This is a genomic window from Natrialba taiwanensis DSM 12281, assembly GCF_000337595.1.
GTDB classification, from domain to species: Archaea; Halobacteriota; Halobacteria; order Halobacteriales; family Natrialbaceae; genus Natrialba; species Natrialba taiwanensis.
The window spans coordinates 32,727-54,230 of record NZ_AOIL01000020.1 but is presented as its reverse complement, the minus strand read 5'-3'; the positions used below and the strand labels follow the sequence as shown (position 1 = coordinate 54,230).

The following is a 21,504-nucleotide window of genomic DNA, read 5'->3' as shown; positions in this document are numbered from 1 at the left end:
AGATTCTCTGCGACGAGACGCTCCGCCCGTACGATCCGGCCGCCGACGTCGACGCGCCCGTCATGGAGGCGTTCCGCGACATCGAGAACATCGAGGCTGCCGACCTGCCAGAACCGCATTCAGCGGTGACGTTCCGCCCGGTGGTCGCGGTTACCGCGGACACGAACGCTGTCTTCGAGACGTCGGTGGGCGTCATCCACCGGATCAACGACCGGACGCGATTCGTTGCCCACGCCGAACGCGGGCAGCCGCAGGTCGTCGATGAGGACGTCGGGACGCTGGTCACCGAGAATCTCCACGCGACGGTCGACCTCGACACCGAGCAGTTCGGAGAGGTGTTCGACGATGTCGAGGAGCGCAGGTTCGGACAAACCCAAACGGAGTACAAGGAATGGGCCGTCGAGCGCCTCCAGCAGCACCACACGACGACGGTGACCTACACCGGCGACAACAACGTCACGTACAACAAGACCTGCGAGCCGAACCGCTCGGACATCTCCGTCCAGTTGATCGAACCAGTGTACCTCCCCGAAGTTCGGCAGACCACCGACATCAAGGAATACACCTACCCATACGAGTACTACGCAGCAGGCCCGTCACGAGTGACAGCCGAGGACAGCATCCATCGGTGCGTCCACTGTGACACGAGCGGCGTCGACGAGACGTACACCTACTGTCCGAATTGCGGAGCCATCGCCTGCTCCAGCCACATCAAAACGGAGCGGCTGGAAGGCGAGCCGATCTGTACGGGCTGTGCGGTGACGGAACGGTTCGCGCTGAAGACGAAGTACTTCTACGACGAGGAGAACCTCGAGGCATTTCGCGAGGAATACGCCGCCATGCCCATCCACGAGAAGGCGATGGAGAACAAGGTCCTCATGACTGGTGGGGTAGTTACTGCAGTTGTACTACTGCTTGGCATCCTCGCACTCGGAGGCGTAATCTGAGGGCCGAGGTGTCGAATTGGTCACCGCTCGGCCCAGGTTCGACGGTATTCAAAAACCTCCCGAGGATGTTGATGATATCTCGCCTCTGACATCGATCTGCTCTGAGCGCAAACTTTTCATTCTAATACGAACCTGTGTTTCCCTGTCCATTTATCGAACAACGACTATTCTACAGGTATGCCTTCCAAGCCGGTCGGTGATGAGTGGACCGTCGAGTGGATGACGCCCAAGCCGAACAGCGATGGATTCCTCGATAACTTGGTACTGAGCCCGGAACAAGCAGCTGAATACGGGGACGACCTCGTAATGGCTCTACGTGTGGATGGTGAAATACTTCGAGAGCGGGGATTAGACCCTAAAGAACCGTTTGGCTGGAAAATAGAAAACGGCGAGCTACTGATGAAACAAATTTCCCGTCAAGCGTTTGAATGGGCCGCGGAAAGCGACCGAGAGGATTCAGTCTATGCACAGCAGGTATTGGATTCTCGAGCTCGACAGCGGATTCGCAACTCTCAGTAGCAATCTGCAAATCATTCGTTCCGAAGAATCCTATATTGGGCGCTCCTACTCTTCATAACACGAACCTTGGGAGTGTCCAATTAACGACTAGCTTGGTTGAGCTAGTAGTTCGTCGACTTCGGCCGGGTACTTCGAGCCGGAGCAAACCTGCTTGTCGGCATTCGCGGATGACGGGGCGGCCGGGTTCGTAGTCCACCGCTCCGATTTCTATGGCTGGACCGCGGTCACTCTTCTGACACGGTGGAGGGTGATGTACGGTCGGTCGCTAGTCGGTCTGCCCGGTCGGGGCCGATACCGGGAACCGCTTGGAATGCGTCTTGGTCTGCGTCCAAGAACGCCTGTTCGCTGTCGAAGTGGTTAGCGACGCGCCACGCAAGCGTTTCGCCGATGCCGGTGACGCTGGTGGCCTGTTCAAAAATGTTCAGACACTCGTCGGCGGGGACGACCGTTTCTCCGTCGATCTCTCCTGTCGTGATGTCGTCCCTTTCCTCAAGCCGCCGTAGCGCGGTCCGGGTCGTGCTTTCGTCTATGCCGCGGACTTTCGCGTGTTCGATGATAGTGTCCTGGGTGGGTGCATCGGCAGGAGCGGCGGTCTGGTCGTCGATTACGTCTGTGATGGTATGGAGGATCAGGTCATTCTGGTCGAGCCAGGTGTAGTTGATGCTGTCTGGGATGTTAGGGTAGTCGTCGCGGAGTTGGTCGATTTCGTTTTCGATTTCGTCCCGTGTCAGTCCGGTCCCGTCGATGAGATAACGGTGGACGCGACCACGGTCGACGAAGAGTTCGGTGTGGTCCTCGTGGCCGTTTTCGCGAATCACGACTAGGGTGTGACCGTCGGTTGAGGTGCCGTAGCCGATGATCTGCTTGTTCAGGTCTGTGAACAGGGATAGGTCGGTTTCCTGGTCGTACTGTGTGGACGGGGAGAGGGTCTGCTGAGGAATACCGAAGTAGTTCAGATAGTCGGCGCTATTGAGTGTGATGAGGCATTTCAGAGTGTCGAACAGGGTTAGGACCGCGTTCAGATAGTTTGCATTCCAGTACCGAAGCTGGCCGTGGGAAAGCCGGTTTCGGAGGTTCATTCCTTCCCGGCTCGTATATCGGTACCGGAGGTAGATGGCGTAGTGGCGTCCAAACAGGTCCCGTCCGTCGATGAACAGTCCGCCAAGGAGCTGTTGCTGAGTTCCATCGTCGATGATTGTGTATGCTGGTCGTCCGACAGATTGGAGGGTGTCGACGATTGTTGCTTCGAGATGTGGGACGAAGAGGAACAGCGCTGGGCGGTGGTTGTCTTCGTGGAGTTCAAGCAGTGCGTCAGTGAGGAAAGCTTCTGTATCGGGGGAAAGCGTGTCTCCAATCGTGAATATGTGGAAGATGTGGGATAAGGTGAGGTGGCCTTCCTTGATCAGACGGTATAGTGCGTTTCCCAGCGATGACATCTTCCCTGCTGCATAGTGGCTGTAATTGTTCGGGATCGACTCAGTGTCCGAGGGGTCGACGGAGAGTGTATGTGCTTCCGGGGAGATGATCCGGCGGCTGACGAGCTGGGAGATGACGAACTCCTCCGTTGACAAGCGAATCTTATTCGGGTCGGGGATGAGGCTACTGGAGAGTGCCAGGCAGTAGAGTGCGTACGAGCCGGATCCGGAGGCTTGCTTCACATGCTTGAACCAGTCGACGTAGACCTGGGTGTTGTGCTCCATTTCTTCGGCGACAGCCTGCTGGAGGCTTTCGCCCTCAACCCCGTCCACGTCCAGATCGTCCGGGTTGAGTTCGTGTAGTTCGGTTTCGGTCCCGGTCCGGCGGGCTTGGAGGGCTTCCTGTTTCCAGTCGCGCTTCTGTTCGTCGCTTAGATATTCGGCACACTCGGCAACCCCACTCTGGAGGATGTCAGCCTTCTGCAACAGGCTCTCCCGCTCAACGAGTTCGGCTTCTCTTCGGTAAGAGTCGACGAGTGCGGTTTCCACGTCCGATGTGTCACGGTCGCATGCTCGTTTGAACTCGTGCAACAGCCGAAGGTATTCTCTGAGCTGGTTGAAGCGGTTATCTGTACGGTAAGCGTCTGCGTTCTTCTTAATGAGGTCTATCCACCGGTCTCTGTGGGGATCCGGTATGTCGTCGATGTTGTCGATTGCGGCCTCGATTATTGAGGTCGTGAAGCTGGGGGAGTCGTCTGTGTGGCAGTTTTCTAGGAACTCGAGTACTTCTTCAAGTTCGTTTGTAACGTCATGGCCCTGTAATCCTGCTTTGAGACGGATCCGACGATATTGGTATTGGGAAGCGATGTTCACCCATTCGCGGTCCTCTGCGTCGGCAATGGCGTCCTCGAACTGGTCGAGTGCGTCACGGGCTGATCGGAATGTGTGGTCAATGTACCAGCCCTCAAGATTGTCCACGAGTTCGGGTAGCAGGTATTCGCCGTCCATCTCGTCGAGGTGGAGCCGGGTCTCGTCGCCGAGCTCTTCCTCGCCTTCCACTGATTGGAAAAGTCGGTCTAACTGCAGAGCAAAGTGGAAATCCTCTCCGGGATCTGCCCGTGCCCTGTCGAACGCATCGAGTAACCGGACCATACGGAATACCAGGTCTTAGATTATGTAAAGGTGACAGGCACGTACTACTCTTGAACTGGCGCTCTACTCAATCTGTCTGAGACCCGCTTCCAGGTCCGTAGTGAGTTCCTCGTCCCCGACGACAGTGAGGTGATCATCAAATCGCCCGCGGCCAGGAGAACAACCACTGTATTCACCAGGTTCGCTGAGAAGCATTACCTGTTGTGGATTAAATAAAGACCACTAAGCGAGATGCGACACCTCTGATGGTTCCTCGACGTCGTCGAACTCGCCGCGCTCGACAGGTTCCCAGTCCTCCCCCGGCTCCGGACTCCACCAGTCGACCTTGTAGGCGCCCGGTGCGCCGAGGATCTTCACGCGGGCCGACCCATCAGGCAGGTCGCGCCGCAGTTTCTCGTCGACGTGGAGGTTCCAGGTCGTGCTTGAATCGAAGCAGGCGAGCACGGCCTCCTCGTAGCCGCGTGTCTCGCGGGATTCTTGGAGTTCGACCTGGGTGTTGCAGTTCTTGCAGAACACCCCCTCGAAGGGGATGTGAGTGAAGACCTCCTGTCCGCAGACGGGACACCAGAGGAACTCGAACAGTGCCTCGCTGTGTCGGTCAAGTACTTCGAGACTCATTGGTTGACTCATCCGGTCGTACCGGGCCACCACCTCGTGCCCGGCCGAAAAACAGCGCCCACCGCTCGCTCACTCACCGTTCGGCGCCGTAGACGATGCGTGAGGGGGATTCGTACCCACAGTCGGGGCAGTCGTACCACCGCTGGATTTTCGCCCCGTCTGCCGCCTTCTCGCCGACGCGAACGTCGTCGTTCGGACACACCGGGCAGCTGAGGTCCGGCGCGGGCCGCTCCCGGAGTTCGTCACGGAACGACGTCGCGTCCTTCGTCTCGTATCCCCGCGACCAGACCGGGTAGCCGTCGACGATGATAGCTCCACGCCATTTGTACCGGTAGGAGTCCGGGGCTCGATGCAGGACGGCTCGCGCACCGGTCTCGGTGTTCCGATACGCAAGCGTCGGCGAGCGACTCTCGCGTCGCCAGTTGGTGATGCGAGGCATTATTCAGAAGTGGACGTCAGCGGGCACGATCCAGAGCTCTTCACTTTCTTCGAGGAGTCGATCCAGCTGTCCACGGTGGCGAATGCCGGTTCCGTGTTCGGTGTACAGGAAGATCGTCGGGCCGTCGTACACACCGACCTTGTGGAAGGCGTGCCGGGCGAGGTCCTCGTCGCGCATGATCTCCTCGTCGGAGAGCTCGTCGATGGCCTCTTTCACCCGGTCCAGATTGCGCTCGAATTCCTCCTTCGTCGCCTCCCAGCCACGCTCGAGGAGCTCCTGGCCGTCATCAGAGTCGACGGGGGCTGCCGTCGGCAACTCCCCCCATCGGGCCGAGCCAGCGACCCTCGTGTCCTCCTCGTCGAAGGCGACAAAGTAATCAAATACAGCACCGGATTGGGGCTCAGCGCCGACCAACTGCCTGAATACTGACTTCCCTGCAGCCAATGCTTCGTCTTCTGTCGATGCCTCTACGAGGGCGTAAATGACCAAATGCATCTAAACCACCTCAGCGCCCGTGGGCTAACCGCTACTTGACCCAACGCGCGCCGCTCTCTCACCGGCGCGAACAAACAAATCCTGACTGGTACTCTTAGTACAGCTCAACTTCATAGAGAAATCGTCTTTTACTGCTCAGCTCGTCAAACGTCACATATTGACGTCCACCTCGAAACGAGGTTCCTCCACGCTGGATACGGCGTTCCACGGGAGTGACTTACGGGTTTGTGCGCTGTTCGTTGGGATTTGTCCCGATCTCGGGGGCGTCTGTGGTCGAACGCCACTCGTGGTTGTCCCACTGGAACCGCACGGGCCGCGCCATCGGCCTGACTTGCTGCTCGGTGATCCGCCGCAGGAACGTCTCTGCGGCTGTGAGATCGGCGTGTCCCTCGAACCCGCAGGGGCAGGTCAGGGTCTCTCGATGTCGAACTGTCTCGGCTTGCTCCCCGCATTCCGGACACGTCTGACTCGTCCATGCCTCGGTCTTCTCCGCTACCTCGATTCCATACTCCTCACAGACGGACCGCAGCTGATCGACGAACTGCTTGAACGCCCAAAAGTTCTCCAGCTTCTCGTTGATTTCAGGGGATGGTTGGATTTCGATGACGCCGGTGAGGTCGCCAATGTACACCGTTGCGATCCCCTCGTCGTGTAATCGTTCAACAAGGTCACGGATGAGGGCCTTCTGGGCATGGGTCCGCCGGCGGGAGCGTTTGCGGTAGAGCCGGCGGATTCGTTGGCTCGTGTCCCGCTCTGGCGGCAGCTTGGACGACAGGCGCGCGATCTCTTCGGTTGTCGAACGGAACTGCTCGAACAGCTCCTCACCGTCGTAGAGGTACCGTTCCCCTGTCGTGGTCGTACAGGCAACGAGATTGTTGGCACCTAAATCGAGGGCGGCTTCTTCCGAAGCCAGTGGTGAATCCAGTTCCGAGTCGTCGACTGAGACTGGTTGATATGCTCGATAGGTGCCTTCAACCTCGTCGTATTGAATTTCCAGTCGCCCCTGTTCGCCGGACCACTTCGGATCGCCACGCACCTCCAGTCGGAGCCGTTCGTAGTACCCCAGTCCATACTTCTCTTTGAGATCCTGGCCGACCGGAATTTCGACCCGGGAGTAGTCGCCCCACTCGATCTCGTACGAATCGTTCCGAACGAACAGCCGGAGATCTCGCCCGTCCTCTTGATTCCCCCAGTAGCCCGGTGGGGACGCGTCTTCACCGCTTTCCAATAGCGCGAAAAACGACTTCCAGGCGGCGTTGTTCTTTCGTGTCACCGTCTGGACGCCGGCAGCGCCGAGTTGGCCTTTGTACTGTCCGCGAAACTCATTGGTCTCCCAGATGTTCTCGTCATCGAAGAACCGCTGGCGGCGGGCATAGTTCAGCTCGTTCCAGAAGCTCGCCGTCGCGTCCATGACGTCTTGTAGGAGGGCCTCATCCGACTCCGAGCGGGGACGCACCTCGAAAGTATTGATCCGTTTCATCGCTTGCTTATTTCCTGCTGGTCGGGTCGCTCTCATCGGCGCGGAATGTAGCCGAACCGTTCGATCTCGGCGGCCTGTTCTCGGAGAAGCCCGACGAGGACTTGCTCTGGAACGCCTGCCTGTGCTTGTTCGACCAACAGACTCTGAAGTCCCTCACGGTCGTCCTCGACGGCTTTGAGATCGTTATCGCCCATCGATGCGCTCCCGGGTATCCCCGGTTTCGTATTTGAATGTTGGCGACGCCGTCTGGCTCTGAGAGTTACGGTGACTTCGTTCGAAGACGGCGCCGGCGTGTGGGTCCGCGCCGACCAAGCGGTCGAACACCGACTTTCCGGTGGCCAGCGCGTCGTCGTGCGTCGATGCCTCTACCAGTGCGTAAATCACCATATGCATCTCGAACACCTCGAAACGCCGACGCACCGGGAATCGTTGCTCGCTCCAGCTGCGCCGGCACCCATCGCCGGCGCGGAATAAACAACTCTGGCCTCACTCGATCACAGGATATTGTTCGCCCACTCGACGGTGATCGCTACGGCATCGGGTGTGAAAGCTACGATGGTCATTTTACCGTTGATTGAACTGGAAACACTCTTGAGATGTATTCACGCACAAAACACGATGTGCCGTTTCAGAGGGCTACGCTAATTCCGAGCGACGGAATCGGAAATTCGCGATCTTACTGGTCGAGGAGACACTTTGAAAGCGTCACGATTCGGTTAGCAGCTGTCGAAGGACGTAGTGTAGGATGCCGCCGTGTTCGATGTATCGCACCCCGGCAGGTGTGCCCACCTGGGCCGTCACCGGGAACTCAACCGACGACCCGTCCGACCGCTCCGCAGTCACCGTCAACTCGGCCATCGGCTCCAACTCGTCGTCCAACCCGTAGATCGTGTAGACCTCTGACCCGTCCAATCCAAGCGCCTCCCAGGAGTCACCGTCCTGGAACTGCAACGGCAACACACCCATTCCGACGAGATTGTCCCGATAGATGCGCTCGTAGCTTTCCGCGATGGTCGCACGAACACCGAGAAGGTCGGTCCCCTTCGCCGCCCAGTCACGGCTCGACCCAGTCCCGAACTCCTCGCCCGCCATCACGACGAGTGGAGTTCCCTCCTCGCGGTACCGCTGGCTGGCCTCGAACACGGTCGTCTGCTCACCAGTCGGATGGTGGATGGTGTACCCGCCCTCGACGTCGTCGAGCATCTGATTCTCGATGCGGACGTTGGCGAACGTGCCTCGCATCATCACCTCGTGGTTACCCCGGCGGGCACCGTACGTGTTGAACTCGTGGGGCTCGACACCGTGGTCCATCAGCCACTGGCCGGCCGGCTGATCCGTCCCGAACGGCCCGGCAGGACTGATGTGGTCAGTCGTAACCGTGTCACCCAGCGTTAGCAGACACCGTGCATCCTCGACGTTAGAGACGCTGGGTTTCTCCAGCGGGAAATCTTTGAAGAACGGCGGCTCCCGGATGTATGTCGAGTCCTCGTCCCACTCGTAGACCTCGCCCGTCGGGGCCTCCAGCGCGTCCCATCGCTCGTCGCCTTCGAACACTTCGGCGTACTTCTCCTCGAACATCGACGGGTCGACGAAGTCGTGGACGGCTTCGTGGATCTCGTCGCTGTCTGGCCAGAGGTCCGCCAGATAGACCGGGTTGCCGTCCTCGTCGTACCCCAGCGGGTCCTGCTCCAGATCGATGTCCATCCGCCCAGCGAGCCCGTACGCCACCACCAGCGGCGGGCTGGCGAGGTAGTTCGCGCGCACTTTTGGATGGATGCGCGCCTCGAAGTTCCGATTCCCGGAGAGTACGCTCGTCGTCCAGAGGTCGTGTTCGTCGATAGCGGTCTCGATCGGCTCCGGGAGCGGCCCTGCATTCCCGATGCAGGTCGTACAGCCGTAGCCCACGACGTTGTAACCCAGGTCTTCGAGGTATGGCAACAGCCCCGATGCTTCGAGGTACTGGGTGACGACGCGGCTGCCGGGCGCGAGGCTTGTCTTAACGTAGTCCGGGACGTCGAGGCCACGCTCGACGGCGTTTTTCGCCAGGAGCCCGGCTGCCAGCATCACGGAGGGATTCGACGTGTTGGTACAGCTGGTGATGGCGCTAACGACGACGCTCCCGTGCCCGATTTCGACGTCGTTGCCGTCGATATTCACGGAGGCGCGCTTCGTGAGAGGGTCGAGGTCGGGGCGGTCTCGACCGGTGTCCACGACCGCCTTGCCGCCGTCGGTCTGCCCCATCGATTGGTCGCTCTCACCGAGCCACCGGGCCAGCGCCTCCTCGTCAGCGTCGTCGAGTTCGTCCTCGAACTCGCCGTGGAGTAATTCCCGGAAGTGGGTTCGCATGTCACCCATCTCGACGCGGGACTGGGGTTTCTTGGGGCCGGCGAGACTCGGCGTCACGGTCGAGAGGTCCAGTTCGACCGTCTCGGTGTACTCGGGGTTCTGCTCACCGAACAGCCCCTGGGCGTCCAGATACTTTCGGACGAGCTCGATGTGGTCCTCGTCGCGGCCCGTCAGTTCGAGGTAGTCCAAGGTGGCCTCGTCGACGGGGAACATGCTGATGGTCGAGCCCTGCTCGGGCGCCATATTCGCGATTGTCGCCCGATCAGGAACAGTCAGCGTCTCCACGGCGGGCCCATAGAACTCAACGAATCGATCGACAACACCGACATCCCGCAGCAGTTCGGTGACGTGCAGTACGAGGTCAGTCGCCGTCGCACCCTCGGGGAGTTCACCTGTGAGTTTCACGCCGACAACCTCGGGGAGGTTCATCGTGATGGGCTGGCCGAGCATCGCGGCTTCGGCTTCAATACCGCCGACGCCCCAGCCGACGACGCCGATGCCACCAATCATCGGCGTGTGGCTGTCGGTCCCGACGAGGGTGTCTGGGAACAGCCAGTTCTCGCCGTTCTGCTCGCGTTCGTGGACGACTTGCCCGAGATACTCCAGATTCACCTGGTGGACGATACCCGTCCCTGGCGGCACGACACTGAAGTCGTCGAAGGCGTTTTGCGCCCACTTCAGCGCCCGGTACCGTTCGCTGTTGCGCTCGTATTCGAGTTTGACGTTCTTCTCGTAGGCGTCCTCGTTGCCGAAGTAGTCCACTTGGACGCTGTGGTCGATGACCAGGTCGATGGGGACTTCGGGTTCGACGAGGGTTGGGTCGCGGTCCTTGCGTTCGACGGCCGATCGGAGTGCCGCGAGGTCTACAACGGCGGGGACGCCGGTGAGGTCCTGGAGGATAACCCGGGACGGCTGGAACGGGATGTCGGCGTCGGGAACGTCCGGTTGCCAGCCAGCGAGGGCCCGGATGTCGTCCTCGGTAATGTCCTCCCCGTCGGCGTTACGGAGGACGGATTCAAGCATAACACGGATACTGACCGGGAGTTTGTCAAGTTCACAGAGGCCTTCCTCTTCGAGGACGGTGAGGTCGGCCATTTTGTAGGTCGTTCCATCGGCTTCGAACTCGCGGATCGCATTGAAAGGGTTCATTATTGTGGAAGATTTCAAACGGAGTAACCTTATTCTTGTTCCCGTTCTCGGGAGACGGGATTCGAGCAGTTCGACGTGTTCGTTGGACCTGCCCGAAGGGGTTCAGAGAGCTCGTTGCTCTCGTGTTCGACGAGTGACACAGTTCTGCATAAGGTGGCACTGTCTTTCTCGCTAGTCTTCATGGGTTCATACACCCATTTCTTGGCCAGTCTTACCGTCCATGCGTTCAGGCGCGATTCGCGACAACCGCATCGCGTTCCCGGTGACACCGAGGCTCATCCCCATATCACCGACAACGACCGCCAACGCAACGCTGACCAGACCCAGCGGCACGCCCAGCGCCAGCAGGAGCTTTACGCCGAGGCTCGCCCAGATGTTCTGCCGGATCACGCCGTTGGCCGTACGCGACAGGTCGTACAGGTACGGGAGCTTCCCGACATCGTCGCCCATCAACGCAATATCGGCCGTCTCAAGAGCGGTGTCGGTGCCGGCTGCGCCCATCGCGATGCCGACCTCCGCGGTGGCGAGCGCGGGCGCGTCGTTGATGCCGTCACCGACCATCGCGACCTCACCGTACTCTGCCTGTAATTTCTCGACAGCGTCGACCTTCTCGTCGGGCAGGAGTTCTGCGCGATACTCATCGACACCGACCTGCTCGGCGATAGCGCGGGCAGTTCCCTCGTTGTCGCCGGTCAACATTACCACGCGCTTGACGCCCAACTCGTGCAGGCGTTCGACGGCCCGCTTTGAGGCCGGGCGCACCTCGTCGGCGATGGCGATCGCACCCAGCAGTTCCGACTTCGTCCCGACGATAACGACCGTCTTGCCCTCCCGCTCCAGCGCGGAGAGGGCATGTTCGGCGAACGCGCCGGCGTCGGACTCGGCTGCCTCTTCCGCCATGACACCGCCGTCCGTCTCGCGGCGTGCCCGAGCGAGGTCGAAGCCGAGCTCCTCGAAGAGCGCGGGCTTGCCCGCATAGTACGTCTTGCCGTCGATCTCGCCGCGGATGCCCCTCCCGGTGAGGCTCTCGAAGCCAGTCGGGTCGGGCAGGTTGCCTACGCCTGCCTCCTCCGCCCGGGCGAGAATCGCCGTAGCGATGGGATGCTCACTGCGCCGCTCCAGCCCGGCGGCGCGACGGAGCAGATCGTCCTCCGTGGTGTCACCCACCGGAACGACGTCGGTGACGGCGAGTTCGCCCTTGGTGAGCGTCCCGGTCTTGTCGACGGCGACGGCGTCGACCTCGCCCATCGCTTCTAGGTAGTTTCCGCCCTTGATCAGGACGCCGTTCTTCGCGGCGCTCGTGATGCCCGACACCACCGAAACGGGTGTGGAGATGACGAACGCACACGGGCAGGCGATCACCAGCAGCGTGAGCCCGCGGATGAACCATGACTGCCAGTCGCCCGCGAAGGTGAACCCGTAGCCGGCTAGGTCCACCGACACCGGGTCGGCAATGACCAGCGGCGGGATGGCGGCGGTCAGGATTGCCAGCGCGACGACGAGAGGCGTGTAGTAGCCCGAGAAGCGGTCGACGAACTGCTCAGACTCGGTTTTCTTCGCCTGTGCACCCTGTACCATCTCGATGATGCGCGAGAGCGTCGAATCGCCAGCGGTCGAGGTAACCTCTACCTCGAGGTACCCCTCTTCGTTGATCGCGCCGGCGTAGACCTCGTCACCGGTAGCCTTGTCGACGGGGACACTCTCGCCCGTAATCGGCGACTGGTCGACTGCACTCTCGCCGTCGATGACCGTCCCGTCGAGCGGAATCTTGTCGCCGGGGCGGACGACGACGGTCTCGCCAACGTCGACCTCCTCGGCGGGAACGGTCACTTCCTCACCATCGCGACGGACGGTCGCCTCGTCGGGCGAGAGTTCCATCAGCTCGCGCAGGGAGTCCCGTGCCCTGTCCATCGCATAGTCCTCGAGCAGTTCGGCGATGCTGAACAGGACGGCCAGCGTGGCGGCCTCGACGAAGTAGCCGATACCGGTCGCCGCGATGATCGCCGTCCCCATCAGCAGGTCGATGTCCAGACTTCGGTTCTTCGCGGAGTAGTACCCGCTACGGACGACCGGGATGCCACTGGCCGCGACGGCGCCGAGGAACAGAACATCTGCGATATGGAGCGGGTACTCGAGGACGCTCGCCACTGTGACGTTCTGCCCGGTGAGGAGGAACTCGAAGAGGAGACCGAGCGTGACGAACGCCGCGCCGAGCCACGTCTTCTTCGCGCGGGGACTCGTCCAGACCTCCGACGGTGGCGCGATGTCGACGCCATTGCCCGACTCCTCTCGCTCATCGCTCTCGGCGTCCGAACCTCCGACGACCTCATAGCCGGCACCTTCGATCGCTTGGACCACGTCGGATTCGCTGATTCGGTCAGGGTCGTACGTAACAGTCGCCGTGCCGGTGGTCGGCTGGAGCGTCGCGTCGACGACGCCGTCGACGCGCTGGAGGCTCTTGTCGACCTTCTGGGCGCAGGAGGGACAGTCCATCTCGGGGACGGTGAAGCGGGCGGTCAACTCCTGTCGCTGCCCGCCCCCGCTCGCCTGTCCCGCTATATTCGGATTCTCTGTCATCACTTCACGGTAGGAGCGGGAGTTCGATAGGTCTTTATTGGAATATTCCAACTACTGGCGTCAGTGTGATGCCAGCCGTTCTTCAGCTACCCGCTCGCCGGCGACATGTTGCTTCGCCAAATGTTCTTCCGCCCGACGGAGTCGGTAGGTGAGTGTTGACCGTGGCACGTCGAGATGCCCGGCGAGCTCGCCGACGTCGACCTCGCGGGGCGACTCGTAATAGCCGTGTTCAACCGCAGCCTGAAGAGCGGCCTCTTGGGCTGGCGGTAGGCCGCTCGGTGTCCCGTCGCGTCCCCCAGCTGATGTTGTTGTGTCCGCTGTGCGGAGCATCTCCATTTGTGCACACTCCCCCACGGCGACTTCGAGAGCGTCGAAGAACGCCGCCACGTCACCATCGCCGGAGTGGATGAGTCGCCACGTGTAGTGGCGCCCCTCGTGACGGGTCTCGAACAAGACGCCGTCGCCGAGGTGATCGCGAGCGATATGGGGAACTGAGGCGCAGGTCGGAGTGCGCTCCCAGTCGGAGTAGAGGATGAGCGTGTCGTCCGTCCGATCCAGCACACGAGTCGTCTGTGTGGCGCCACAGTCCTCGGTGGCGAGACAGTCAGCGTAGTAGTCGCCGGTGAGAAAGGCGTCCTCGATGGCGTCGAGCGCCTCAGGAGTTCCGGTGGCGTGGTCGACCCGCCAGAGACGCTCGGCAGTGGCGTGCAGCGAGAGCGAGCGGACACGGGCGTCGGGGTGGTCGGCGAGGGCGTCCGCCACCCGGTTACAGCCCGGCTCGTATTCGAGGGCGAAGACGAGTTCGCGCATACCCTGTGTACGGCCTCCTACGACATAACCCATGGCCCGGGGCGATGTCTACTGGCGGGTATCAGATCACGTCGTCCGGGTCGTGGACCTCCTGCATTCGCTGCGCTTCGGCCGCGTATTGTTCCTGGAGGTCGGGGTCATCGACCGTGCCGAGATTGTCGGGTTCAGCGTCGACTGCTGCCGTCGTATCTCGGACGTCGGTGAATGAGGTTAGTGCTCGTTCCTTCCGATAGTACTGTTCGCCATCGGGTGTTGCGTAGGTGAGGATGATCAGATTCTGTTCGTCATCGGAGTACGTCCGCTCGACAAGCCAAACACGAACACCGTCTTTAGGCTGATTTGACATACTTGGGTGTTTCCCGGGATCCACTAAGGAAGTGGTGTTACGGCTTGCTGAGACTCGCCTTCTCGAAGGGTAATTCTCCGGTCGGAATGAGCAGCTCCTGTCGGTCTCCGACTCGCTCGGCCAGCTTCCGTTTCAGGTACTGCCTCGCCGTCGACGGCGTGAAGACGCCCTTGTCGAGCATGTCGCCGACGACGTCTTTGAGGGCCGCGAACTGGCCCTGCAGGTGGCCGTCGCCGACCGGCTCGCCGTCGTACCAGCGCACCGTCGCGAGCGCGCCGTTCCCGACTGTCTCTCCCTGTTCGACCGTCTCCGAGTCGTACTGGAGCCCGAACCACAGCGTCCGATAGGCGGTCACCTCGAACGTCGTCGACACCACGAAGAACGCCTCGTGGTGGAGGTAGTCGAGATGGTCAGCGACGATCTCGTCGAGGGTGAGCCCGGTGGCGCGGGGCTTCGGCTCGACGACCGTCGACGGTCGATCCTCGCCACCGAGGTAGCCGTCGACGGCATCTGCCTCGAGGCCATCGGCAAGCTCTGCGAGGAGCTGTTTCGCCCACTTGGAGTCGGTGTCGTCGCCACCGAATGGCGACTCAGCCGAGATTCGGTGCTTGAGCTTCAGGTTCGCTGCGCCCCAATGGCTGTAGTGGAGCGTGTACTGTCCGTCCGTGCGTTCGTACGCAACGAGTGCGCGGTGTCCCATCGAGCAATCACCTCACGGGGCGACCGCGACTGGATCGCCCCGCACCCCTCCCGGGGGACGAACAACGCTACTCGTCGATCGGGTCGTGAGTTTGATCGTCGAGGGCGATCGCGAGCAGTAGTGGTGTCTGAGTCATCTGTGACCGTTTTGATTCCTCTCAGCCGTGGCCTGCTAACCACATCAGAACATACAGTGACACCGCGGACGAATTGCGAATCACCGCACGAGGGAACTGAGGCGGATTTTGGAATGCAACTGAAGATATATCGCGGGAATTCAGGCTACTAAAAGAACGATTGAACTGGTCATTATGATTATCCGAACCTAGGTAGTACAGACGCACAGCCCACGATGAGCCGAATCTTTTCTTTTTCCACACGTGAAAATCCAGCAGAAGAGCAACTGATTGAGATCGGTGATGATGCCGCCGATCCAGTGTGCGAGGCATTAGCATCTAATACCGCACGTGACGTTACCGCCGCCATCTATCAGGAGCCACGAACTGCCTCGGAACTCGCTGATTACGTCGACACCTCACTCCAGAACGTGCAATACCATCTTGGGAAACTGGAGACGGCAGGAATAATTATGGACGTCGGAACTGCGCACGCGGAGTCGGGCAATCAGATGACGCTCTACGGCCCTACGCATGATCCACTGATACTTGTGGCACAGTCCTCCGAGACGAAGCCGATGTCGAGCGAGCAGCTAAAGGACGTACTGGGTGTCGTCGGCATCATCGGCGTATTGAGTCTCCTCGCCCAGTGGATCGTCACACGCATCCGGGCGACGACTGTCGAAGTAACCTTTACTGGACCCGGTCCGGAGATGAACCAGCCGGACCCCCTTTGGGGGCTCCCGGCTGGTCTCGTCGTATTCGCAGTCGGACTGATTCTAGTTGCTGGCTGGACCTGGTTTCGAACCTAAGCTGGCCACTCCACTTCTCGCTTGGGTGGTTCTCAAACTGCCGCTCAAAGAGCCATTTGTCCGGGCAAGACCATTATCCAGTAGACTAACCACTTCTCACATATGCGACCTCGACTCCAAACGTTCGCCCTCGTAACACTCGTCCTTCTCTCGGGCTGTATTGGCTCCGTGGCCTCCCCGACGTCACCACCAGCACAGACACCCCACACTGCGTCAGAAAACTCCGTCCAGCCCCTAGAGTCTGCGTCGTTCTGGCTGTCCGGAACAGCTGCCCGCGTTGAAGCCGACACGGTGTATGTTGAGCAGGGCAACGACACCGTTGTTCCGGTCACAATGACGAACCACACGGACGTACAGCGGTGTTACAAGGCAACCGTGCTGAACGAATCAACGCTCGCCTGCTTTGGTCAGTTCAATATGAGTGCTTTGCAGAATCATCAGGGGGAGGAGGTATGTCTGTTAGCCGACGTAGAGAACCGTTCGATTCACGCGGAACAAGTGTACTTCAATGCGGTCTGTGGCGGTCCGCGACTCCCTTCAGAGTCATCGTCGATCGCCCGAGAACGGTAGACATCCAGGTTCGATATGAAACACACGTGTAGAATCTACCGATTCTGGGGGTAAAGAGGGTCTATGAGTAGGAAATAAAGCCAGTCGCATAGGCTGACGAATGCGTACCCGCCGCGATCGGCGTACCGCTTCACGAACAGGGGAGGAGACGTTTTGTGGACCCTGTTGCCTGGATATGGAGTTCTTTGTCAGCCTCGATGTGGTGGCGAGTTCTCGTAAGAACTCGTGGTTCATGATTCCACCCTCGTAACCCCGGAACTCCACAAGTATCGTTCACCTCAAAGTCATCGTAGCCGTTCTAATTTTCGGCAGGATTTGGAAGCACCTCGTGGGAATCTGTCGTGCTGGCGAGCAAGCACTCCTTCGTAATGCTCCCGCTGGGACACCGCAGTCCCGTCTTCCTGCTCTGATTTTGTTGCAGTCCTCCCTCTGCCCGGCTTCGTGTCGTACTGAGGGACGAAGAACGGTACTCGGACAATCGGGTCTGACGGCCACTCGCCGAATCCTGTTCACTGTTGGCCGCGGACTGAACGCCAGGCACCGACACGGGTTCTGGATCCTCCGTGCCGGCCTCAGAACGGACACGCTCGCAGGTGGGGCGTGATGGAAAGCTGGCGTGATTTCCCTGCGCCGTGTAGACACAGGGATTCGCTGTTTCCATCCGACTTTCAGCGAGGTGTTTCCGTCCGACGTTGATCGCACCGACAACATCACGGTCGCACTCATACCCACAGCTGGGACAGTAGAAGTGGCCGCCGTTGCGCAGCTCAGTGTGGTCGGTTGGGGCCTTCACGGTCTTGCCACGTTCGCCACACCGCGGACAGTATCGTGATGTCCCCCAAGGATTCACCGCCTCGACATCGATCCCAAGGAGGTCACTTTTGTACCTAATCCGTTCCAGCAGCTTCCCATGGGCCCACGTCGAGATGCTCCATGCGGTCACGCCATCCGTGCCTTCGGCCTCAAACTGCCCTAGCGACTCGAGGACGAGCGTCTCGCACTCGTGAACGGCCGCGAGCCACACCAGCTGATTTGCTACATCGTGCTGAATCTGGTCGCGGAGACGCCGCTCCTTCCGTCGCGTCCGGCGATATTCGTTGAGGAGGTGAGCGAACTGCTCGGTATGGCTCTTGCCCTGTTGGCGGAGTTCGGCAAGGCGGCTGTCTATGCCCTCGGCGTCGGCTTTCACTCGAAACAGTTTGTCCTTCGCGTGGTGGTCGACGAAGTTGGGTGGCGCGATCTGGGATTCCTCCTTCCCGTCTTCAGACCCTTCCAGCACAACCGCAGTCGCCTGCTTTTTCACGCCGAGATCCACAGCGAGAACACGGTCGGAAGTGGTGTCAACGGGGGTCTCGGGAATATCCACTGGCACGTCCAGCGTATAGCCGTGTTCGGAGGAATGCAGTGTCGGCGCTTTCAGCTCCCCTGCCTCAAGCATCTCGTTGAACCGTTGGTGGGCTGGGAACCGTATTTCGTGCTCTGTCCAGTCGGCATACGAGTTGGGCGATAGCGAATCCGGCGCCTTCAGCATCACCACGACGTCTCCGTCCGCGGCTTGGACCTCGTGGATGTCTCCACGGCTGTCCGGGCCAAAGGGAACCGTGGCGTCGGGCTGGGGACAGTCGACGAGGTCCGTGTATGCTTCAGGAAATCGACCATGCCGGTCGTAATGATTGTTTAGCTGCTCGACGACGGTTTCGATATTGCTCCACTGGATGTACGGTGAGTCTCCACTATCGAATAGGCGGCTTCGAAGCTGCTGCCATCCAATCCGCCTGATTTTTCGTTCCTCGACAGTGTCGACGATGAACCGGAAGGCACGGTACTTCTCACGATGAGCTTTTAGAATCCGAGTAACACGATGGTAGATACATCGCTTGAATCGGTTGTAGAGGTATGCGTCCGTGTCCTCGAACGGCTCGTACTCGTCGTCTCGAACGTAGGTGTGGTCGTTGCTATCGCGGGACTGAATCGCTTCGAGGTGCCTGTCTCGCCAGTATTCTTCCTCAAGCAATCGACGGAGATGACGTTGCCCGATCTCTAGGATTCGGGAACAGGCGGCGTGATACTCTCTGGGAATATGGAATTGTTCAGTGAGGTGGGTCATCTGTTGGCCTCGGGGTTCTCTCCCCCGCACCCCTTCTGGGGGGCAATAAACAGCCTCCGGAGCGAGACACCCGAATTCCTCGTTATAACGCCGCTCAGGACTCGATCTGTGTTCCGACGTCCCCGCTGTGTTCCGGCTGGGAGAGCAGACTCACGTCTTGCAGGAGAGCTCTCGCTGCCTCGATCCGCTCCTGATCTGCGTCGTCGAGTCCGGCCGTCTCGATGCGCTTGAGATTGGTGAGTGACCGATGCAGGCGATATCCGGGTGTGTTGCGTGGATCCATGTGAAGCGCCTCGCCGATTCACGGCGCAGAGAAACCTCTCCGGCTGCGGGTAGCTGCCGGACTGGGCCTGCTCGTTAACCAACATTGGTGTGTTACTGTGTCGCTATGTTGGTTAAGACAAGTCCTGACCCGCTTTGCTGGGTCCGTAGCGAGCTGAGCCACACACCCGGCACTCCCAGATCGGTTGCCCCGTCCACGCCTCATCCGGGACCGACTCGTGGGTCTTGAATCGATGGTCGGTCGCCCGTTCACAGTTTTGACAGTCGAGTTCATGAGTCGTCGGTACCGACGACACCTGGCGATCAGCCGCAGCCTCGCCAGCGGATTCGGTCAGCCCCATCGCTGGAACCAGCCACACCGCATCGTCGGCGTTGTTGAGGACCGCGTCGAGACGCGACGCGTCGCGGATGCCGTCCCCACGTTGGTCGTAGAGCCGCGTCGGGGCCTGCTCCTGACGCTCCGACGCTTCCTGCCCGTGCCACCCAGTCCGGTCACGGGCGGCACTGAGAAGCCGCTCTCCCTCCGCTGACGACACCTGTACCGCGTCGGGAAGTGAGGGCCATTGCTCGGCCAGCTGGCGCGCCGGCGCCTCGTCGAGATCGTAGATGAGCGTGTAGTCGTCGACGGCCGGCTCCGCCTCGTTGGCAGAGAGAAGGTTCGCCGCGGCGCCGCCCTTCGCGACGGCGCCGTAGAACGTGGTCGACTCGACGACCAGGTGGACGATGCCGAGGAACGTCGTCGACGCTGCCTCGTTCGTGCTGGTGGCGTCACTCCCGAGATGGTTGGTGAGACAGAACCGGCATTTCGTCTGGCCGTCTGGGACTGGCGCTCCACAGGACCGGCACTCGTTGTCGTCTGCCGTCGGCGCATCAGGGTAGCTACCAGCGCTCGTCGCGACGCGTTGCCGTCGGGGGTCACCTTCACACCCGTCGTCCAGCCTCGTGTCCGGAATGTGGGATGCCTCGCCGGTCGGCCGCAGTTCCTCAAAGTCGGAGTAACGACCGTTCATAACGGAGTCTACAGAGAACATGGCTCGTCTTCGTGTTTAAATCGTAGCGTGGATAGAACGATGTGCAGTACAGACGGAGAGACAGTGGACTGCGTCAGGCGACCTGTTCCTCCAACGTATCCCGGTGTGCACGGACAGTCGCCTTCGAGGTGTTCGCCACGTCCGCAGCCTCGGATTGCGTCAACCATCGCCCCTCTTCGCGACCGGCCTTGTAGAGGCAGGCCGCAGCGAATCCGGCCGGATGGACGCCCGTCGTCACGCCGCGCTCTTCGGCCTGCTCAGCGAGGGTTCGGGCCCGCTGTCGGATCTCGTCCGGACACTCGAGGTCCGAGGCGAGTCGCGGCACGAACATGCTGGGGGAGACTGGCTCAGCGGGGAGGCTCAGCTCTTCGTTCAGCGTTTTGTACGCATTCGTGACCTGTGACTCTGCGACGCGGGCCATTTCGCTGACGTCGTCCACTAACCGCGAGAGGCCGTTGCACCGGCAGGCTCCGTAGACGCTGGCCGCGGCGATGGCCTCGATGGATCTGCCACGAAGCAGATCCTCGTTCTGGGCGCTCCGGAAGAGCTGACACGCCTGGTCGCGGACCGAATTGGAGAGTTCGAGGGCACTCGCCAACCGACGCACTTCGCCCAATCCGTGGGCGAGATTCCGTTCTGCTTTCGACCGCCAGCGGCCACGGGTCTGCTCACGGCGCATCCGCGCGAGTCGCCGTCGCTTCTGCCCGGAGATCTCGTTCCCCTTCGCGTCGGTACCGCGACCGATCTCTGTCGACAGGCCGCGATCGTGGCGGGCCGCAGTGAGTGGAGCACCCGTTCGCTCGTGCTCCTCGTCGTCGTACGCCCGCCACTCCGGCCCGTGGTCGATACGCTGTTCGTCGATGACCAGCCCACAGTCCTCGCAGACCGTTTCGACCGCATTCGTGGTGACCCGTCCGTCGCACTCGGGACACTGGTTCGCACTCGATTCCGTTCGGACGTCTTCGTCGAATCCGCTCTCGTAGATGTCTCTGGTTGCCATCGTTCTCACCGTGTTCAGGGAACTCGCCAGTTCGGCGCGCCCCTCACCCATTGAGGGGTAAATAAACGCTATCGAGTACGGAATTCGGTTCTGGAGGGTTGTGGCACAGAATAAAGTGCTTGAGTTACTGTAGTGTATTCAACCTATAGAGTCAGCAGAGACCGCTGAAATTGGCGGCGTCCAGACGATTGGACATCTACACACGCGTAGACAGAGATCAGGTCCGGAAACAGTACTTAGACTGCATCAAAACCCTCCAATTCTAAACACAAAAATCACGAGGTTAACCCACGGATTAGACATGAAATCAACGAATGGGCCAACAAGAACGAAGAACTACTCGGAGCTAGCATCCTCCTCACACCCCAGGAAGTCCAACGCCTCAAACACGGAGAATCTATCACTACCCAACCAGCCCCCTCCAGTCAAGAACCCACAGACAACGAATAGTCGCTACCACTTCCAGGGCTGATCCAAACCCGCCAATCAAACCTGAGGGGGACCGTCCTCTACTGATTCAGACCTGAACCTCCAACCTGAGTAGATCCGTCAGGGCTGGTTCAGTACTAGTTTTTCCGACCTGCGACTCAACCA

Annotated in this window: 19 protein-coding genes; 4 read left to right on the top strand and 15 right to left on the bottom strand. The window is 60.3% G+C overall.

The window, feature by feature from the left end:
* On the top strand, positions 1-947 hold a 947-nt coding region (locus C484_RS07815), incomplete at its 5' end, for a restriction endonuclease (RefSeq protein ID WP_049915143.1).
* 177 nt (positions 948-1,124) lie between these two features.
* Positions 1,125-1,466 (top strand): hypothetical protein, encoded by a 342-nt coding sequence (locus C484_RS07810; RefSeq protein ID WP_006825409.1) that lies wholly within the window; start codon positions 1,125-1,127, stop codon positions 1,464-1,466.
* A 224-nt stretch (positions 1,467-1,690) separates the two neighbouring features.
* On the opposite strand, the gene C484_RS07805 is transcribed toward C484_RS07810, so the two are convergent.
* The 6 genes from C484_RS07805 to C484_RS23615 form a co-directional block, all read right to left on the bottom strand.
* A complete protein-coding gene (locus C484_RS07805; protein WP_006825408.1) occupies positions 1,691-4,033 on the bottom strand; it encodes a DUF4209 domain-containing protein in 2,343 nt (780 codons plus the stop codon).
* Between the two features lie 222 nt (positions 4,034-4,255).
* Positions 4,256-4,651 carry a DUF7567 family protein gene (locus C484_RS07800; RefSeq protein ID WP_006825407.1) on the bottom strand — a complete coding sequence of 132 codons (396 nt, stop codon included), beginning with the start codon at positions 4,649-4,651 and terminating at the stop codon, positions 4,256-4,258.
* A gap of 73 nt (positions 4,652-4,724) precedes the next feature.
* Positions 4,725-5,090, bottom strand: a complete 366-nt coding sequence (locus C484_RS07795) for a DUF7568 family protein (RefSeq protein WP_006825406.1) — start codon at positions 5,088-5,090, stop codon at positions 4,725-4,727.
* A gap of 3 nt (positions 5,091-5,093) precedes the next feature.
* Positions 5,094-5,585 carry a hypothetical protein gene (locus C484_RS07790; protein WP_006825405.1) on the bottom strand — a complete coding sequence of 164 codons (492 nt, stop codon included), beginning with the start codon at positions 5,583-5,585 and terminating at the stop codon, positions 5,094-5,096.
* Positions 5,586-5,802: 217 nt separating this feature from the next.
* Positions 5,803-7,065, bottom strand: coding sequence for an RNA-guided endonuclease InsQ/TnpB family protein (locus tag C484_RS07785; RefSeq protein WP_006825404.1), 1,263 nt, complete (start codon positions 7,063-7,065; stop codon positions 5,803-5,805).
* A gap of 32 nt (positions 7,066-7,097) precedes the next feature.
* Positions 7,098-7,259: a hypothetical protein gene (locus tag C484_RS23615; RefSeq protein WP_006825403.1), complete on the bottom strand. Its 162-nt coding sequence runs from the start codon at positions 7,257-7,259 to the stop codon at positions 7,098-7,100.
* Between the two features lie 70 nt (positions 7,260-7,329).
* Between C484_RS23615 and C484_RS24005 the strand changes: the two genes are divergently transcribed.
* Positions 7,330-7,539 (top strand): hypothetical protein, encoded by a 210-nt coding sequence (locus tag C484_RS24005; protein ID WP_204366376.1) that lies wholly within the window; start codon positions 7,330-7,332, stop codon positions 7,537-7,539.
* Between the two features lie 231 nt (positions 7,540-7,770).
* Here C484_RS24005 and acnA read toward each other — a convergent pair whose 3' ends face one another.
* From acnA to C484_RS07755, 5 genes are all read right to left on the bottom strand, one after another.
* Positions 7,771-10,560, bottom strand: a complete 2,790-nt coding sequence (gene acnA, locus C484_RS07775) for an aconitate hydratase AcnA (RefSeq protein ID WP_006825401.1) — start codon at positions 10,558-10,560, stop codon at positions 7,771-7,773.
* Between the two features lie 186 nt (positions 10,561-10,746).
* Positions 10,747-13,137 (bottom strand): heavy metal translocating P-type ATPase, encoded by a 2,391-nt coding sequence (locus C484_RS07770; RefSeq protein WP_160164227.1) that lies wholly within the window; start codon positions 13,135-13,137, stop codon positions 10,747-10,749.
* Positions 13,138-13,197: 60 nt separating this feature from the next.
* The gene (locus C484_RS07765; protein WP_006825399.1) at positions 13,198-13,947 is read right to left on the bottom strand and encodes a helix-turn-helix domain-containing protein; all 750 of its coding nucleotides are present in this window, start codon (positions 13,945-13,947) and stop codon (positions 13,198-13,200) included.
* 61 nt (positions 13,948-14,008) lie between these two features.
* Positions 14,009-14,293, bottom strand: a complete 285-nt coding sequence (locus tag C484_RS07760; RefSeq protein ID WP_006825398.1) for a hypothetical protein — start codon at positions 14,291-14,293, stop codon at positions 14,009-14,011.
* A gap of 37 nt (positions 14,294-14,330) precedes the next feature.
* On the bottom strand, positions 14,331-14,993 hold the full coding sequence (locus tag C484_RS07755) for a DUF6735 family protein (RefSeq protein ID WP_006825397.1): 663 nt from the start codon (positions 14,991-14,993) through the stop codon (positions 14,331-14,333).
* Between the two features lie 351 nt (positions 14,994-15,344).
* Between C484_RS07755 and C484_RS07750 the strand changes: the two genes are divergently transcribed.
* A complete protein-coding gene (locus tag C484_RS07750; protein ID WP_006825396.1) occupies positions 15,345-15,920 on the top strand; it encodes an ArsR/SmtB family transcription factor in 576 nt (191 codons plus the stop codon).
* An 868-nt stretch (positions 15,921-16,788) separates the two neighbouring features.
* Here the strand turns inward: C484_RS07750 and C484_RS07745 are convergent.
* From C484_RS07745 to C484_RS07730, 4 genes are all read right to left on the bottom strand, one after another.
* Positions 16,789-18,597 carry an RNA-guided endonuclease InsQ/TnpB family protein gene (locus C484_RS07745; protein ID WP_006825395.1) on the bottom strand — a complete coding sequence of 603 codons (1,809 nt, stop codon included), beginning with the start codon at positions 18,595-18,597 and terminating at the stop codon, positions 16,789-16,791.
* Between the two features lie 94 nt (positions 18,598-18,691).
* On the bottom strand, positions 18,692-18,880 hold the full coding sequence (locus C484_RS07740) for a hypothetical protein (RefSeq protein WP_006825394.1): 189 nt from the start codon (positions 18,878-18,880) through the stop codon (positions 18,692-18,694).
* 112 nt (positions 18,881-18,992) lie between these two features.
* On the bottom strand, positions 18,993-19,889 hold the full coding sequence (locus C484_RS07735; protein WP_083867309.1) for a biosurfactant protein 1: 897 nt from the start codon (positions 19,887-19,889) through the stop codon (positions 18,993-18,995).
* A gap of 94 nt (positions 19,890-19,983) precedes the next feature.
* On the bottom strand, positions 19,984-20,910 hold the full coding sequence (locus C484_RS07730) for a transcription initiation factor IIB (protein WP_006825392.1): 927 nt from the start codon (positions 20,908-20,910) through the stop codon (positions 19,984-19,986).
* Between the last annotated feature and the right edge of the window lie 594 nt (positions 20,911-21,504).

What these genes read in the sequence shown, in the direction of transcription:
- C484_RS07755 (WP_006825397.1), bottom strand. Translation starts at nt 14,993, where the DNA reads ATGGGACACCGCGCACTCGTTGCGTACGAACGCACGGACGGACAGTAC.
- C484_RS07810 (WP_006825409.1), top strand. Translation starts at nt 1,125, where the DNA reads ATGCCTTCCAAGCCGGTCGGTGATGAGTGGACCGTCGAGTGGATGACG.
- C484_RS23615 (WP_006825403.1), bottom strand. Translation starts at nt 7,259, where the DNA reads ATGGGCGATAACGATCTCAAAGCCGTCGAGGACGACCGTGAGGGACTT.
- C484_RS07770 (WP_160164227.1), bottom strand. Translation starts at nt 13,137, where the DNA reads ATGACAGAGAATCCGAATATAGCGGGACAGGCGAGCGGGGGCGGGCAG.
- C484_RS07785 (WP_006825404.1), bottom strand. Translation starts at nt 7,065, where the DNA reads ATGAAACGGATCAATACTTTCGAGGTGCGTCCCCGCTCGGAGTCGGAT.
- acnA (WP_006825401.1), bottom strand. Translation starts at nt 10,560, where the DNA reads ATGAACCCTTTCAATGCGATCCGCGAGTTCGAAGCCGATGGAACGACC.
- C484_RS07745 (WP_006825395.1), bottom strand. Translation starts at nt 18,597, where the DNA reads ATGACCCACCTCACTGAACAATTCCATATTCCCAGAGAGTATCACGCC.
- C484_RS07750 (WP_006825396.1), top strand. Translation starts at nt 15,345, where the DNA reads ATGAGCCGAATCTTTTCTTTTTCCACACGTGAAAATCCAGCAGAAGAG.
- C484_RS07795 (WP_006825406.1), bottom strand. Translation starts at nt 5,090, where the DNA reads ATGCCTCGCATCACCAACTGGCGACGCGAGAGTCGCTCGCCGACGCTT.
- C484_RS07730 (WP_006825392.1), bottom strand. Translation starts at nt 20,910, where the DNA reads ATGGCAACCAGAGACATCTACGAGAGCGGATTCGACGAAGACGTCCGA.
- C484_RS07765 (WP_006825399.1), bottom strand. Translation starts at nt 13,947, where the DNA reads ATGCGCGAACTCGTCTTCGCCCTCGAATACGAGCCGGGCTGTAACCGG.
- C484_RS07735 (WP_083867309.1), bottom strand. Translation starts at nt 19,889, where the DNA reads ATGAACGGTCGTTACTCCGACTTTGAGGAACTGCGGCCGACCGGCGAG.
- C484_RS07760 (WP_006825398.1), bottom strand. Translation starts at nt 14,293, where the DNA reads ATGTCAAATCAGCCTAAAGACGGTGTTCGTGTTTGGCTTGTCGAGCGG.
- C484_RS07805 (WP_006825408.1), bottom strand. Translation starts at nt 4,033, where the DNA reads ATGGTCCGGTTACTCGATGCGTTCGACAGGGCACGGGCAGATCCCGGA.
- C484_RS07740 (WP_006825394.1), bottom strand. Translation starts at nt 18,880, where the DNA reads ATGGATCCACGCAACACACCCGGATATCGCCTGCATCGGTCACTCACC.
- C484_RS07790 (WP_006825405.1), bottom strand. Translation starts at nt 5,585, where the DNA reads ATGCATTTGGTCATTTACGCCCTCGTAGAGGCATCGACAGAAGACGAA.
- C484_RS07800 (WP_006825407.1), bottom strand. Translation starts at nt 4,651, where the DNA reads ATGAGTCTCGAAGTACTTGACCGACACAGCGAGGCACTGTTCGAGTTC.